Origin of the sequence: Chroococcidiopsis cubana SAG 39.79 (genome assembly GCF_003991895.1) — a bacterium.
Lineage (GTDB): Bacteria > Cyanobacteriota > Cyanobacteriia > Cyanobacteriales > Chroococcidiopsidaceae > Chroococcidiopsis > Chroococcidiopsis thermalis.
Window position 1 is genome coordinate 64,566 of record NZ_RSCK01000007.1, and the last position, 16,548, is coordinate 81,113.

The window sequence follows — 16,548 nt, forward strand, 5'->3', positions numbered from 1 at the left end:
CGAGCAATATCTAACCAGAGATACTCATGAAATCAAAACTCCATCCTAAACTACCTAGTTTTTCAATCATTATAGAAACAGAAAATTTAGCAAGTGCCGATATCGAAGGATTGTCTGCCTGTCTAGATACACTAGCTGTGCAAGACTTATCTCCCGAAAATGCCAACGAAATTTTAATTATGGAGAGTGGGGACGTACCTATAGAAATGATGGAGCATTTACAGAGGAAATTTCCTTGGATTACAGTTCGCAAAATTGAGTTAGGAATCAGTTACTATGAAGCTAAACTAAAAGGCACTGCTCTAACTACTGGAGAAATTATTGTTCTGTGTGATTCAGATTGTAAATATGAGCTAAATTGGCTTAGAAGTATACTGACTCCCTTCGTAGAAAACCCTGAAATCCAAATTGTTGCTGGAGAAACAACTACGTCTACTATAAGCTCTTATGATGTGGCGATCGCCTTAACTTACATCTTTCCTAGATTTACGAGATCGAAAGCACCATACATATCATCTAGCTACTTCTGCAACAACGTTGCTTTTCGTCGTAATTTTTTACTGTGTCACCCCATTCCATTAAAACTCCCTGTGTATCGGGGAAACTGCACTGTTCACTGCCGCGCTTTAGAGCGTCAAAACTATAAAATTTGGCGGCAACCTCAAGCTCGTGCCACCCATGCAGTACCTAATGGTTTATCACACTTTTTCTGGCGTTTCTTACTGCTAGGTTACGATGCTCTCGCCGTTTCAAGAATTATCAACGACTCGCAATTATCACAAGAAATAACTATTAAGCCATTGCCAGATCTAATTGCTTGTTTATCAATTAGTCTAGATAAATTAAAAGAATTTCTATACAGATTTTACGCAGTTTTTTCTGAAGAACCGCGCCTCTTAATTCATTTACCACTAGCATTACCAATTGCTTTAGCATCACTTACTTTGTTTTTTAGTGGTCTTGTAATTGGTTATTTCAGTCCCAGTTATTTGCTAACAAAATACAGCAAAGTCGAAGCTAGCTGGGAACATTCTTAATTTTGTCTAAGCTGATGCATCCAGTCTCTACAAAATCTGGTCGTCATATTTTAGGTGGAACCATTCAGTTATTTCTAGCTGAGGCTCTATTACTACCAACAGGGTTGTTAACTGCTGTTTTCCTTACCCGTCAGTTTGGACTAGAGGGCTATGGTTTATATACACTGGTAGCAACTCTGGTTGCATGGGTGCAGTGGAGTATCACGTCAGTTTTTACCCGCGCTACGATTAAATTTGTCGGTGAAGCTGAAGATTGGCGACCTGTGGGAACGACAGTGTTGTGGTTGCATCTTGTCGTGAGTAGTATTGCAATGCTGTTAGTTTGGCTGTTTGCCTCACCAGTTGCAAAAATTTTGGGAGAGCCAGCGATTGCTGCTTATCTGAGGTTATTCGCTCTTGACATCCCTGTTTTCTGCTTAGCTTACGCTCACCGTAGCATCCTGGTGGGAGTTGGAGCTTTTAGTCAAAGAGCGTTTGCTACAGCAGGACGTTGGCTGGCGCGGTTGTTTTTAATTGTTGTCTTAGTTGAAATGGGGCTTTCTGTACCTGGGGCAATTCTAGGCAACGTTGGTGCCTCCTTAGTGGAACTAGCAATCTGCCGCTGCTACATCCGTCCTTCTCTATCGGCTAAATCTTCCTTCCCAGCCCGGCAACTCTGGAACTATGCATTACCGCTATTTCTGTTTGCACTCTCAATGCGGTTTTACGAAAAGCTAGACTTGTTTGCCGTAACAATACTAGGAGGAACAGCAACACAGGCAGGATTATACGGTGCTGCTCAAAATTTATCGCTAATTCCCAGTATTTTTGCTGTTTCCTTCTCACCTTTACTACTATCTACCCTCAGCCGTACTCTTTCTACTGGCGATCGAGATTTGGCGAAAAGTATCAGTCGTAATGCCATGCGTGCTGTTGTAGTGATGTTACCTTTAGCTGCTATGACTGCGGGAGCATCACCTGAAATCATCAGATTGCTCTTTGGTACAAAGTTTATGCCTTCTGCTCCTATATTGTCCTTACTCATCTTTGGTACCCTAGCTCTTGCAATGGTTTCTGTTACCACCGCTATATTAACTGCTGCTGGTAAACCCAACTGGACATTTGCCCTAACTGCACCACTAGTACCCATAGCAAGCATCGGGTACCTTTTGCTCGTTCCTCGCTTAGGACATATAGGTGCTTCTTTGGTATTTACCTTGTTTGCCGTTACAGGTTCGCTAGCGACGGTAATGGCTGTCTACTGCCTCTGGCAAGTTCTTCCGCCTGCCAAAACTCTGTGTCGTAGCACGCTCATCTCTGGATTGATTTATGCTCTGGCTATTTACTGGGACACTCCTGACTGGTTCCTACTATTAAAACTTTTATTGACTACACTATTAGTTCCGCTCTCGTTTTTTCTGTTGGGAGAATTGAGTACAAATGAAATCGTTTTTGTACGCTCTTTCGTCCTCTCTAACACAGTGCAGAAATACAAAAAATCCAAACCCCACTAGAGCGAATGGAACAACCTTTCTTCTCAATTATTATCCCTACGTACAATCGCCCAGAACGACTAGCAAATTGCCTTCAATCGATCGCTCAGCTAAACTATCCCCCAGATCGCTTTGAAGTCATAGTGGTAGATGATGGTAGTGAGACACCAATAGAGCCAGTTGTTGCATCCTTTCGCAAACAACTCAATCTCACTGCGATCGCGCAACAAAATTCTGGTCCAGCAAACGCACGCAACACTGGTGCGACTCGCGCCAGGGGTAAGTTTCTAGTGTTCACCGATGACGATTGTATGCCTGCTCCTGAATGGTTGAAAACCCTAGAGGTTCGTTTCAAGGCAGCACCAGATTGTCTCGTCGGTGGTCGGACGCTCAACGCGCTGCCCGATAATCTCTACTCAACAGCTAGCCAAGTACTAATTGATTTTCTCTATGAGTACTACAATGCCGATCGCGATCGGTCAAGCTTCTTTGCCTCTAACAACCTAGCTTTACCCGCAGAACGTTTCCACGCCCTGGGCGGCTTTGACACCACTTTTCCCCTAGCTGCGGGAGAAGATAGAGAGTTTTGCGATCGCTGGTTACAGCACGGTTACCAAATGATTTATGCACCAGAAGCCCAAGTTTATCACGCTCATAAACTCACGTTATACGCATTCTGGCGACAACACTACAACTATGGGCGCGGTGCTTTTTGTTTTCACCAAGTCCGCGCTCGTCGCAATATGGAACGCATCAAAGTAGAGCCTTTCTCGTTCTATTTCAACTTGTTAAGGTATCCTTTTTCGCAAAAATTGGGTCAACCAGCACTAGCGATCGCAACTCTATTTATGTTGTCTCAAATCGCCAATGTATCGGGCTTTTTTTTTGGGAAACAACAAGTTGTTCAAGATGAGTTATTCGTCTTTTTAGCTCTGCGCTTTATGACATTATTCTATGAATTACTGTCATGAAATAGGTTCTTCCAACTACTAAAGAATCTATTTAGAGCCAGCAATTCTTACCATTCTTAGCGATCGAAACATGCTTGCTTAGGTATTAGCTTAAGCCAGCAATCTGTGTTGCTTGACAACTAGCACTCGCTTTCACTGCATCGAAAACAAATAAGGCGATTTAGCCAATTAATTCTGAATTGATTCCATTTAGAGGTATAAAATGAAATTCTCTCAAAAGCTACAACATCTAGCTCAAAAGTACTCACTATTACAAGCGCATAAATTCTCTAGAATATTTACTTCTTTACTCGTCACTTCTACTCTGTTCTACACTCTACCAGCGCGATCGCAAACTAGCTATTTAGGTATCAACAACGGTACTGGCTACAACACCGATCCCACATTTACCGACCGCTCTATCCAGCAAACCAAGGACTTAGGTATACAATTAGTTCGTATGGGTATGGATGGAGTTTATGGCAATCGAGAGGGTGCTAGCTTCAATTGGTCGGCTAGAGATATTGTCGTTAACAAATATATCCAAGCTGGACTGAGAATTCACTCAACAATTTCTCCTCGCCATCATGTTGACCGAGATAGTAACTACGAGCAATGGAAGGCAAATTATCGCTACTTCGTACGTAACGTAATGGAACGTTACAAAGGCAAGATTTTCTACTACATTATCAACAATGAACCTGAGCTAGATTTTGGCAAAGGTACGATGACAGCACAACAATGCGTAGATATGACTCGCATTGCTTACGAAACAGCAAAATCAATTGACCCTAACATCAAAATTGAATCTCCCCCTCCTACAAGTCCTAGCAGCTATATCTTAAAAGAGATGATCGATTTAGGAATCGATAAGGTCACCGATTTTATTGGCATTCATGCTTATGGGGGGCAGATTCGAGAAGGTGAATTTGGCAATCCCTGGCGATTGCTAGCAGCTCGTAATATTAGAAAGCCAGTTGTAGTAAGCGAATCCGGTACAATTTCTAGTTGGTATCAAGGTTCTAGTACTGAAAGAGAAAACTATCGCAAAAGATGGTTTGTCATCTTTGGACAACAGCTAAAAAGATACGGCTATAACCATGCATTGTTTTTCGATCTGGACAATCATGGCGAATGGGCAATTTCACCGAACTTTAACCCAACAGCAACGTACTATCAAATTCAAGATCTGCGGTTGAACAAGAAGTTCTCTAACCCTGGTTTTGAATTAGCTAACAACGCAGACAACGAATGGGTACATTTCGATAACGATGATGTCCGGCTGGGAGCTTCGCCAAATGTTGCTTTTATCTGCGGCGATCCTAATGGAGCGCGTGGGGGCAATTGCTACGCCAGACTCGATAGTGGTAGAGCATCACGAGGTAAGCAGATTTTTATCCGCCGAATTTTAGGCGATGTGCCAAAAAATCGAAATATAAAAATCGGTGCATGGGTGTATGTTAATGGCGGAGCAACAGCAACGCTCAAAGCTTTGGGCTATGACTATCTTGATGGTGATGCTGAGATATCAAAAACTGCAAGTCAGAAAAACGTTTGGCAGTATTTAGAAATCACCGTGCCGATTTCAAGATACTGGGCGGTTGTCGAACTAGGTACTTCGGGAACAGGAAATTCAGGAGACTATGTAAAATGGGATGATGTAAGCGTTGTAACACCTTAAATAGTCATTTGACGATATACTAAAAATTCATCAAGATTTCTCCAAGTAAGTTGAAGAATTCTCAAGTAGAGTATTACTCGATCTCCACGCCGATCGCAAACAATAACCGTGCAGTCTGTTGAATTCTATTTCTAGAAATCATAAGATTTGAGAGTTTTAGGGACGGGTGCTTAGCAACTATTTCTACATCTAACAGTTCTTGCTTTTTGTCTAATGATAAAAAGCAAGAATTACTCCATATTTTGTCATGCTGACAGTGAAGATAGAATTATCAAATCGGTCATTTTTTAGAAACCCTCTAAGAGTTTTTTATGGATGTTCTACTAAAAGCTAACAAGCGACTTAATCGTTCTATCCTTGGCTTGAGAAAACAGATATCTTGGTTAAACTTTGCATTTCAAGAAGATACAGCTTGGATAAATGTGTTAGTTATCGTTTTTTTAGTACTCGGTTTGATTGGTATTCTCAATCACGAAATGTGGCGCGATGAGCTACAGGCATGGATGATAGCTAGAGACAGCTCATCTCTGATTGATTTATATAACAACTTAAGATATGAAGGGCATCCGATTTTATGGTATATCTTTTTATATGCAATTACTAAATTCACTGATAATCCGCTAGCAATGCAACTTTTTCATTTACTAATTGCCAGCGGAACAATTTATGTATTTGCTAAGTTTTCTCCTTTTACCAAGTTGCAGAAAATCTTATTTACTTTTGGGTATTTCCCCTTTTACGAGTATCATTTAATTAGTAGAAATTATAGTTTAGGTGTTTTATTGATTTTCCTTTTTTGTCACTTTTTCACGCAGCAACAACGAAACTACCTACTTTTATCAGTTATTCTAGCTTTCCTAGCAAATACGAACGTATATAGCTTAATCATTGCTATTTCTTTAGCAATAACTATCGTCTTTGAAAAATTTTGTACTAAAAGCTCTGCTACTAAGAGATTAAATTTTACTAACATAGCTATATTGACTTGTGGTATAGCAATAGCAATTGTTCAAATTATTCCACCTACTGATGCCAAGTTTCAAGGAATTGCCAAACAAGACTTAACGCCAATCAATCACATTAATTACCTTCTATTTACAATTCTGCCATCCGTGTGGAAAAGTTATATTCCTATACCAAATTTTCTTAATTATAATTTTTGGAATACTAATGCTTTTATAAATGATAGTAGCTCTAAACTTATACTACTATGTATTTGTTTATTATCTTTATTACTATTGCTGTCTGCCATAGCTCTATTTAATCAGAAACCAGTTGTGTTATTTGCATACACATTCGGAACATGCCTTCTGATCTGGTTTGCTTATGAAAAGTTTTTCGGTTCTTTAAGGCATCACGGACATTTATTTATTCTGTTTATTGCTTGCATATGGATTTCCACTTTCTATCCTGAATCAAATCGTCCTGTAATTTCTTTTATTAAAGGTGCAGCCAAATTTCTAAGCGATCGCAAAAATCAATACGTAAACTTTTTATTATGCATTCATCTTTTAACTAGGATTTATGCTTATAGCATGGATTTAATTTATCCCTTTTCTGCTAGCAAAGAAGTGGCAAAATTTATTACCGATAGTCAATTACAAAATAACTTAATTATTGGTAGCCAGGACAATGAAGTTTCTCCCATTGCTGCTTTATTAAAACAACCAATTTATTACTTTGAGAGCAGTAGATATGGTAGCTTTATTAACTGGAATCAAAGAAAAAATCTTGACTTTCAAGCAGTAGCTCCTACTAAATTAAATAGACTTGTACAACAAGATAACAGAAAAAGTTTACTGATACTTAGTCATAAACTCAATCAGGAGATACCAGGGCTTCATCTAACTGAAATATACAACTCTAGCCAGAGTATTACTCCTGGTGAAACTTATTATTTATACCAGGTAGAATCTAAAACTGGGGTTTGAGATTTCTGTTAAACTTAATTTTTAATTTGAGCTAAGCTGTTCCAAGCTGGAAAAAAGACGTGAAACAACAATTCTCGCTGCTTGTACCAATTCTATTTATCCTTGCACTAAATCGGTCGCTCATAGCCCCCCTTGTTAAGGGGGGTTGGGGGGATCTTCCGTGGCGCAGTCAGATCAAAATGGTATTGGCAGTCTCGTAATCATCTATGAGTATTTCTTACAAATTTATCCGTGAATTTGCAAAGTAGCGAGAGTGATGTGTGAATCTTACAACTGAAGGATAAAAGCTTTACTCTCCCGATCGCATTCTTCTCTTTTTGCTAAAGATTGAATCCAGTCCCATTCTCGTGCCAAGCCGTCTTTCAACGAAACCTAGGGTTGATAAAGTAGTATCTTCCGAGCTTTTGATACATCTGCCGCTGTATATAGCTTCAATCTTTTGCGAGTATTTACAAAAACGCTCGGAGAATTAATACTACTTTTCTAGTAGTTGCTGAACTGCAAGTGAAAAGTTATTCCATGTCAAGTGTTCGACAGTTTTTCTAATATCTGTTTCGCTCTGATAGGCTTGTTCGATTAACTTGCATACTGATTCAGCAGATGCATCAACTTCAAAAAGAAAGCCATTGTTGCCGTGGTGAATAATGTCGGGAGCAAATCCAGTTTTGCTCGCCACAGGAACAACATTGCACATCATGGCTTCAATCAGAGGAATAGGACCACCTTCTAGGATTGCGGTGGAGACGAAGACATCCATTTGGGCGTAGTAGCTAGGGTATTCGGCATAAGACGCTTCGATATAAGAAAAGTTAGGCATGGCAGTCAGCTCTGTAAACTTTTCATACCGATCCCAATCTCTACCTAGAAGAATAAACTTTCGGTGAGGCAACATTTTAATAATGTTGAAGATGCGATCGGGATCTTTACGAGCATAATATGCAGTGCAGAAGCCAATAGCTCCATTCATGCGCTGATGCGATCGGAAAAGTTTTGGGTCGGCTCCGCCGCCGATAATGAAGCTGACTTTCTCAGGTTTCACTCCATCGGCAAGCATTTGTCTAGCGAATTGCGAACACATAGAGATGACTTTCGTGGAACAGTTCATCGCATAAACAAATTCTTCATTATTGATGATGCCTTTGGGGTGAGTGTAGAAAATAAGCGATTTACTACCCCAAAGACATGGATTTAGTTTTAAACATGCTACATAGAATGAGTAGTGAGCGAAAAAATATCCTTTGGATAAAGGTAGGGAAGAAGATGAGTAGTGAAAGCAGTATTTTCCTTTAAAGTAAGTAGCAATCTCTTTACATATTGCTTCAAGTATCCAACCTTTACTTTCTTCAAAAATCACGAAAACGAGATCGTAATATTCACTTGAAGATTTACTAAAATACTTATCGATCAAAAAATCAGTGTAGCGAATACAATAAAAGTATTTGTAAGTTTGTATTTTAAATATTTTAAACGTTAAAAATATAAATTTGTAAGCTATTTTCTTAAGGAACTTACGTATAATTTCTATATCAAATTTAGTCATGTTGCATAATTATGTATGACTTAATCTGGACAAGGCAGCTAAAGTTTTTTTTACCATCTTTTCTTCAGAAAACTCTTGAGCGCGCGATCGAGCATTCTGTGCCATCAGTTGCATCTGTTCGGGATGTCTGAGAGCCCAAAGAATGTTTTCTAGAAAACCATAACTATCACCTGGATGGCATAACAAACCATGAACGTTATTTTTCACAATTTCTGGAATACCGCTTGCATTTGAAGATACGATCGGCAAGTTATAGATCATTGCTTCTAATAAAGCCCAGGGAAAGCCTTCAGAATGTGTCGGAAATATAAAAAGATCTGCTGCTTGCAGAAGCCTTGGCACATCAGATCTGTAACCTAGCAGCAATACCTTATCTTCAATTCCATATTCTTGCAATCTACTGATTAGATTCTTTGATTGACCTCCTCCAGCCCACACGAACCTAATATTTGGAAACTCTTTGATTAGGTATGGTGCTATCGGTATAAGATCGCCATGACCCTTGCGAGGATTTAAGTCAGCAACTGTTAGTAAAATTTGACTTGTTTCAGCTAGTCCTAGCTCTTGACGTACTTGGCGACGAATTTCAACAGTTTTTTCTAAGGCGTTACGATGACTTGAAAGTAAATTAGTTCTAGCGCCATTATAAATTTGAACTATTTCTGTTTCAGGAACATTAAATGATTGACATATAATCTGGCGATCACATTCTGTGATCGCAATCCATTGCTGATTTCTAGCACGAGCCCATGCGTAAAGTTTCAATCTTTTATTAGTAAATGCCTGGTTGGGAAAAATCAGAGCAAAACGTACAGCTGTTGGCTTTTTTAAAAGCGCGCAAGCAAGTATAGAACCTAAGCAGAGATCGGCTAGGGGAAGGTTAATCAAAACAAAATTTGGCTTAACCTTGAGTAATAAGATAAGAGTTTTAAGGAACCACAAAAATTGCCATGTTATTTTCTGTTTCTGCGTTTCTACATCATCAACGGTTGCCTCATGATATTGCACGCCACTCTTTGAGAAGTCAGTAATTAAGGATACTGTTTTTTCAGTTTTGGGAAATGCTGCATGTACATCCCATCCTTGTCTTACAGCTGCCGACGCAATAGTAAGAGAGTATTCTTCAGCTCCCCCACGAAGCCGTGAAGGAAAAAGGATTAGTAATCTCATCTTACTTTTATTGCTCATTCTAAAACCTGAATAGCTGACATTTGTACTTTATAATGCAAAAAACTAAAAATACTATGTTTTTATTTCTCAGCAACCACAAGACAAGTAATATAATATTTACGCTGTTGTCTTTTTAGTAAAATTTTTTGCACGAGCTTACCTAATAATCCAGATAAGTTGAACGCTTCAGTCAACAAAGGTAGTAAGGAAAGCTGATTAATATAGTAATGTTTTACAACTTTAAAGCCTGCTTCTTTAACTGCTTCAGTAATGGTATCCATATCAAAAAAGTTGACATGAGTTCTATCAACCCAATGATAATAAGTCATGAGGCTTTGACGCATTCCAGAAGTAATATCGCAATTTGGAACTGTAAGAATCAGATTTTTACGGCAAATCCTATAGTACTCTCTGAGAGCCTCTTTTGGTTCTGGTAGATGTTCTAACGTTTCAAAAGAAAGAACTGTATCAAAGCTACTATCTTTAAATTTAAGTTCAGAAGCATCTGAAACGGAAAAAAGATGAGGCATTGCATTCCAGGTTTCAAAATGCTGAATGTCAACACCTAAAATATTGTATCGATCTGCAAGTTTTAGTACGTAGGTTCCATTACCACATCCTACATCGAGTACAGATTGCCCAGCATTTTCTAAAATAGCATTTAATCTTTCAGTATTTACTCCTCTAACAGCATACGAAATAGAGTTTTTGAGTGTTAACATGTATTCCTTCCAATCATTTGTTTAAAACTTTGTTCGTACTATGAAACTATGCTATTTCAGTTATTATTTTATTAATTTGATACAAGCAACTGCACCTGCACACACAGGATTAGATGTATAAAATAAAGGATCGTTAGAGCGGTGTGTATTATATCTTATGGATGAACATAAATCCGAACTACATAGATTCCATCCTTTATCTGTATATTTATAGTAAGTAATGCTGTGTTCTGTAGGTACAAAAGCTTCAACTATTCTATTAACCATTGTTTCATCAAACTGCTGAAACCAACCAAAATCCTCGTAAGTACCAAAAGGTACTGTAATAAGTAATGCACCTGAGTTTTTTAACACTCTTTTCATTTCTAAAAGAGCTACTATATAATCTTCTGGATTATGCTCGACTGTAGCCCCATACCTCTGATTGTTCATACCTACATGCTCAATAGTTGATATGCAGGTTATCTGTTCAAAATAATTGTTGATAAAAGGAAGCGATCGAACGTCACCTAATACATAAGATACTTTATTATGATAAAAACACCTTGCATCAGGAGTCAAGGATAACATTGTAATTTCTTGATTTGGATTAGAGCTTAATAACCGATCTAGACAAAATTTATAATTAAGAGCAGGACCAACATCCAAAAGTTTAGAATTTTGATTATAGTTAAGGTTGGCAAAAATCCAAGGATACTCTACTACTCTTTCATCAAAAAAAGCTCCAAAACCTTCAGGTAAAAAAAATTGATGTACAAAACAACTAAAGAGTTCTTTCGAGGAGATGGTTGATTGAATGAATTCGAGCTTAGCTTCTTGATAACCAGAACTAAATGGAATTTTTTGACTTTTATGATAGCTATTGAGAAGATTGGTATAACTTGAAGTTCTGCCTTTTTTTAAAAAATTATAAATTCCATAAGGAACTAAGCCTTTAGCTATGGTATGAGGCAGATACTTAATAAAATCATGCTTTGAGTTATGAATCATTTCCTAATTTATCCAACTATTACAAAAAAATAATTTGATGGGTTAGCAAATAATTAAGCTACTTTCTAAATATATAATCAGTGACCTTTGTACTTGTTGTTTCATCAGCTCCAAATTCTGTTTTTATATGGGCATCGAACTCCGATATAGGCTTGAAATTGCTATAAAATACTTCATTCCTCTTTGGTACTTCAGCAAAGCTAGTGAAACTACTTTTGACGATTTGAATAAAATTACTAGGTTCATAACCCGCTCTACGGATACCATAAGGCCAATACTCTGTAACTAAATATTCTATTTTTTCTAATGTCTTGTGCGCTCCTCTCAGAATTGCTACTTCAGAACCTTGGCAATCGAGCTTCATCAATCTTACTACTTTATTTTTTTCGAGATTATCCGCAAGAATCTCATCTAAGGTAATTGCCTCAACAGTTATAACTGAACGAGAGCTTTCATTATACTTTTCTACTTCTTTAGAGTTAAAGTGACGAAACCTAACTCTATGGTCTCCAAAATTTGATTCGGATAACTCAAAGCTTACAGTAGACTTTGAATCTAAAAGAGCAGATTGATACGTTTTAACTTGATTTTCTACTTGGTTAAGACGGATATTTTCTAGTAAAAGATGATGATTTCTAGGATTAGGCTCAAAAGCAAGTATAAAACCATCTTTACCTACTAAGTTAGCAAGCGTAATTGTGTACCAACCTAGATTTGCTCCTACATCAATTGCAAAGTCACCTTCTCTAACAATCGTTTTTATAAAGTTGGTTTCTGATTCTTCCCAAACACCTTCAAGTGCAATTCTCCACCCTACCGCTTTGTCACGAACATCAAAAGTAAACAAGCCTTCATTAGCTTGTGCAATTAACTGTTTAATATGAGAACTAGATATTGTAGCTTGCGGCAAGTCAAAATCATTTGCTTGCTGCTTATGCATATTTCTAAAAGGGGTAGAGATTAATTTTTTTAAGGTTTTTCCCATCATTTTTTTAAACCAACTGGGTGTAACTTAATTTATTAGTAACTTTCCATGCCCGCGGCTGGTAAAATGAACACTGATTCATACTTTTATTCCCTTTCACTGTAAATCTGAAGGACTCGATCGCATCAAAAAGTGTAAGGGAGTTTTGAGCAATATGAACCTTCATACTGTAAACACCAGGTTTTAAACCTAGATAAGGCATCTGAAGTTGAATTTCAGTATTTTTATCATCTATTTGTAATGGGCAATCATCCATGTATGCCGACAAATTTAATACAATATCATTTTCTCCAGACATTTCTGTAATTAATATAGCTAAACTTAAATCATTAAGTTTTTTGGATACTTTACATCCCACACAAAAATAAGTAGGTTCACCAGTAATAGGATAATCAAGAATATTTTCTTCTTTATCCTTAAAACATAAGTATATGATATATAAATCAGATTCTGAATTTCTAGCTTTCTCTGATAAAAGCATTAATCCTGAAGATTTTTCTAATCCATTCAAAAATAGATCTTGCTCGTATCTATTCATGACTAAATCAGTGTTACCTGTTGCTATCAAATTACCTTTGGATAAATACATAGCTCTGTCACAAATAGACAAGATTGAATGCGGGTTGTGTGATACTAGAATGAAAGATGTTCCTTGTTCGCGTAGCTTAGCTAGTCTACGGTAACATTTAGCCCTAAACTTTATATCTCCTACTGCCAGCACTTCGTCAATCAGGAGAATGTCAGGTTCCGTGTAAATCGCACAAGCAAACCCTAATCTTGCAGCCATTCCCGAACTATAAGTCTGCACTGGAGCATCAATTGCAGCACCAATCTCTGCAAAATCTAAAACAGCCTCAAATCGCTCGTCGATTTCTTTCTTAGACAAACCTAAAATAGACATATTGGCATAGATATTCTCTCGCCCTGTCAGTATTGGGTTAAACCCTGCTCCCAGCGCAATCAGTGGTGCTATTCGACCCTTGATTTCCACAAATCCACTGTCTGGCTTAATTAAACCACTAATAATTCGTAGTAGCGTGGATTTCCCACTGCCATTTGGTCCTACTAAGCCTAGTGCTTCTCCGCGTCGTAACTGAAAGCTAACATCTTTAAGTGCCCAAAACTCGTCACGTCTTAGTTTTTCGCTCTTTTGTCGTATCCCTACTAACTCAGTAGCAATATCTTGTACTGCATAAAGCAGCGATCGCTTCAAGTCTCGGCAAAATTTTTTGGAAACTCCTTCAACTGAAAGAACTACCTCATTATCCAATTGTTGTTCTGATGTTTCCTGGCTAGCAATACTAATTGTCATTAAAAAGTTATCCTCCTACTAACTATAATCAAGAAAAAAGCTGAAGTAAGTGCATCTAACAGTCTGATAAAATATATACAAATATCTAACTCATCGCTTCTTCGCTTTTAGCCAGTATGCAGCTGGAAAATTAGGCACAGAATTATCTATTGACTTGAGTTCGAGAATTTCGTAATCATCTCGAAGCATATATCTCAGACCATGCTCGGTGAAACGCCAGTAATCATTTGGAGCCATATGAATTGCTTGTCGAAAAGGCAAACCGAGTAACAAAATACCTCCCGAGCGGAGAATTCTAGTTATCTCTTTTAAACCAGCAAGATAGTCATCAACATGTTCAAGTACACCAGAGCAGAACACGCAATCAAATGTGTTATTCTGAATTTGCGGCATCGATCGCACGTCAAGTACCAGATCGACATTGAACTCAGAAGTGGCTTCTGACGTGGTATATGACGAGCATTTCTGGAAATAATCTCGATACCGTCCTCCGTCATTATCTTCGTCAGTATCGCTGCCAATAGAAAGAACACAACCCTCAATATTTGCTGCATGACACTTAAGCCATTGGTTTGATTCTTGTCTTGACTGTGAGGCTTTCGACAAGGTAGTGACTTTTAATGTGTTACGTCTGCTGAAAATATTTAGTATTGAAATAGGGAAGGAACGTTGTGTCAGTACTTTAATCATAAAATAATATTTCTAATTGGTAGAATGAGTTTTTAGCAAGAGGTAGATCGATCGATTTAAGTACTTAAAATTCTGCTTCTCGAAAATTTAATTTCTTTTAAGAACTTATTCTCTCAACTACAAAAGGCATTGCTAAACGATATACTAGCCACCCTAAGAGCAATCCTATGATGGCAAGAAGACTGACAAGCCAAAATCCAAATGGATTTGATACCACACCTGTTGTCGTTAACTCCCGCGTCGTTACTAGTAAAGGAGTGACTGGATTCAGTTGTACAAGTGTTGCTAATCCTCCTCCGTTAGGAAGTGGATAAACTACTGGCGTTAAAAATAGCCAAAAGCCAGTAATGTAAGTAATCCCTTTGAGAATGTCGTTATATAAAACTCCTAGAGGTGCTAGTAGCAAACCGAAACATGTTCCTAGTATGACTAAGTGAATTAATGCTACTGGCGCTAAGATCGCAGTCCAACTTACTGGGATCTGATACCACAAAAACAACGCTATAATTAAAATTAACTTAATAGCAAAACTAAAAAATATCTGACCTAGTTTAGCTAGAATTAGTGCTTCTCGCGGAAAATTAATTTTAACCAACATTTGCTTTGCACTAGTAACTGCTTGAATAGGGCTAGTTAGTGCTTCTACGAATGTCTGCCAAAGGGTCATGCTAAACATCACGTAAGCTGGATAAGGCATATCTGTTGCTCCAATATTTACGATATTGGTATTGTTAGCAAAAGTGAAGCCCAAAGCTGTGATAATAGGTGGAATTACAGCCCAGCAGATTCCAAGTAAGGACTGGCGATACTGAGCGCTAATGTCTCGCACCATTAACTGCCATGCTAGTTCCCGAGAAGCAAGTAGATCTCGCGCCATCTCTTGACATAGCCGAACCGGATTTCTCAGTTGGCTATCGGGCTTGTAAACTACCTTAGACAATTTTTGGTTAACTAATCGAGTCATCTGCAGCTGTTTACCCCTTGTTTTATATATAAATTAGCTAGAATTCTAGATTAGCTTTTCAATTTCTCACTCTAAGTTTTAATCTCTTCTTGAGTTAGTCGAAAGTAAACTTTTTTCAATATTGGATGGCTTTAGATGTTGTTTACATGCTATTCTGGAGAGTGAATGATGTCGATACCATAAAGTTCAGTCTTAAGAGACTTGAATGACATTCATCTCTAAGTTGTAAAGATTGCTAAATTTTGTTCAAAAAATACACTGTTCGCGCCGAACAAAATGAGAAAATAACGAATGCTAAAGCCGCAGCTGCTATTGATTCAATTCTGTCTTTACCTATAGCTATTGAATTTTCACAAAAATATCTCCATAATTGTATTCCTGGCGAGAACGAAAACTATTAGGAAAAGACTTAAGAAATTCTTTGACGGGTAACCATTCTTGAAATGTAAACAGTAACGTTTCTGCTGGCGTAATGTTAATATGTAATTCTCCAAGGTGCGACAAGTAGTCAATACAGGCAAGGGTTTTATCAATATTATCTTGCTGAAGATGGTATTCAAATGAAATTAGCGGTATTGGTTGTGTTAATCCCTTTAAAACTTCATACTCCCATCCCTCAACATCGATCTTGCAGTATCGTGGTTTGCCAAATTTAGCGATCGCGCGATCGAGAGTCACTACAGGTACATAAATACTAGATACAACCTCACTTACTGTCCAATTCTGGTCTAGGCTTGAGTGAGCGTGGTGAGTATGAACGTACAATTCAGTAATTCCAGGTTCTGCACCAACGGCGCATTCACATTTGGCTAATTTGCTACGATAGCGACTGCATCGTGCCGCAAGTTCTTTCATACAGTTAGGTTGTGGTTCAAATGCTACCACTCTCATACCGGCTTTGAAAAGTGCTTCTGTCTTCTCTCCAATGTTTGCACCGATATCGAAGCATAGGCTGTCGGGTTCTAATAGCTGAGAGTAGAAGGTGACTTCTTGATGAAATTTTACTAGACGCTCTTGTTTTAGCAATCGCCAATATAGGGTTCGAGCTGGGTGATACAACCGATTAGACTGGTATAGATGTTTTATGGTAGAAAGGTTTGCCAT

The 16,548-nt window shown here is 38.0% G+C and carries 14 protein-coding genes; 5 read left to right on the forward strand and 9 right to left on the reverse strand.

The window, feature by feature from the left end:
* Positions 1 to 26 precede the first annotated feature (26 nt).
* The 5 genes from DSM107010_RS06810 to DSM107010_RS06830 all read left to right on the forward strand — a co-directional run bounded on the left by DSM107010_RS06810 (position 27) and on the right by DSM107010_RS06830 (position 7,071).
* The gene (locus DSM107010_RS06810; RefSeq protein WP_106166975.1) at positions 27 to 1,037 is read left to right on the forward strand and encodes a glycosyltransferase family 2 protein; all 1,011 of its coding nucleotides are present in this window, start codon (positions 27 to 29) and stop codon (positions 1,035 to 1,037) included.
* Between the two features lie 2 nt (positions 1,038 to 1,039).
* On the forward strand, positions 1,040 to 2,530 hold the full coding sequence (locus DSM107010_RS06815) for a lipopolysaccharide biosynthesis protein (RefSeq protein WP_206751816.1): 1,491 nt from the start codon (positions 1,040 to 1,042) through the stop codon (positions 2,528 to 2,530).
* 5 nt (positions 2,531 to 2,535) lie between these two features.
* On the forward strand, positions 2,536 to 3,480 hold the full coding sequence (locus DSM107010_RS06820) for a glycosyltransferase family 2 protein (RefSeq protein ID WP_127022636.1): 945 nt from the start codon (positions 2,536 to 2,538) through the stop codon (positions 3,478 to 3,480).
* 202 nt (positions 3,481 to 3,682) lie between these two features.
* Complete coding sequence (locus DSM107010_RS06825; RefSeq protein ID WP_106166978.1) at positions 3,683 to 5,140, forward strand: glycoside hydrolase family protein; 1,458 nt, start codon at positions 3,683 to 3,685, stop codon at positions 5,138 to 5,140.
* 311 nt (positions 5,141 to 5,451) lie between these two features.
* A complete protein-coding gene (locus DSM107010_RS06830; protein WP_106166979.1) occupies positions 5,452 to 7,071 on the forward strand; it encodes a hypothetical protein in 1,620 nt (539 codons plus the stop codon).
* 475 nt (positions 7,072 to 7,546) lie between these two features.
* Here DSM107010_RS06830 and DSM107010_RS41110 read toward each other — a convergent pair whose 3' ends face one another.
* The 9 genes from DSM107010_RS41110 to DSM107010_RS06880 form a co-directional block, all read right to left on the reverse strand.
* On the reverse strand, positions 7,547 to 8,149 hold the full coding sequence (locus DSM107010_RS41110) for a glycosyltransferase family 4 protein (RefSeq protein ID WP_241994147.1): 603 nt from the start codon (positions 8,147 to 8,149) through the stop codon (positions 7,547 to 7,549).
* A gap of 471 nt (positions 8,150 to 8,620) precedes the next feature.
* Positions 8,621 to 9,799, reverse strand: a complete 1,179-nt coding sequence (locus DSM107010_RS06845; RefSeq protein WP_199755427.1) for a glycosyltransferase family 4 protein — start codon at positions 9,797 to 9,799, stop codon at positions 8,621 to 8,623.
* Positions 9,800 to 9,861: 62 nt separating this feature from the next.
* The gene (locus tag DSM107010_RS06850) at positions 9,862 to 10,503 is read right to left on the reverse strand and encodes a class I SAM-dependent methyltransferase (RefSeq protein ID WP_106169225.1); all 642 of its coding nucleotides are present in this window, start codon (positions 10,501 to 10,503) and stop codon (positions 9,862 to 9,864) included.
* Between the two features lie 63 nt (positions 10,504 to 10,566).
* Positions 10,567 to 11,493, reverse strand: a complete 927-nt coding sequence (locus DSM107010_RS06855) for a methyltransferase domain-containing protein (protein WP_106169224.1) — start codon at positions 11,491 to 11,493, stop codon at positions 10,567 to 10,569.
* Positions 11,494 to 11,551: 58 nt separating this feature from the next.
* Positions 11,552 to 12,481 (reverse strand): FkbM family methyltransferase, encoded by a 930-nt coding sequence (locus DSM107010_RS06860; protein WP_015156550.1) that lies wholly within the window; start codon positions 12,479 to 12,481, stop codon positions 11,552 to 11,554.
* Positions 12,482 to 12,485: 4 nt separating this feature from the next.
* Positions 12,486 to 13,790 (reverse strand): ABC transporter ATP-binding protein, encoded by a 1,305-nt coding sequence (locus tag DSM107010_RS06865; RefSeq protein ID WP_106169223.1) that lies wholly within the window; start codon positions 13,788 to 13,790, stop codon positions 12,486 to 12,488.
* Between the two features lie 90 nt (positions 13,791 to 13,880).
* Complete coding sequence (locus DSM107010_RS06870) at positions 13,881 to 14,480, reverse strand: class I SAM-dependent methyltransferase (protein ID WP_106169222.1); 600 nt, start codon at positions 14,478 to 14,480, stop codon at positions 13,881 to 13,883.
* 97 nt (positions 14,481 to 14,577) lie between these two features.
* Positions 14,578 to 15,444, reverse strand: coding sequence for an ABC transporter permease (locus DSM107010_RS06875; protein ID WP_127022639.1), 867 nt, complete (start codon positions 15,442 to 15,444; stop codon positions 14,578 to 14,580).
* Between the two features lie 339 nt (positions 15,445 to 15,783).
* On the reverse strand, positions 15,784 to 16,548 hold the full coding sequence (locus DSM107010_RS06880; RefSeq protein ID WP_106166926.1) for an FkbM family methyltransferase: 765 nt from the start codon (positions 16,546 to 16,548) through the stop codon (positions 15,784 to 15,786).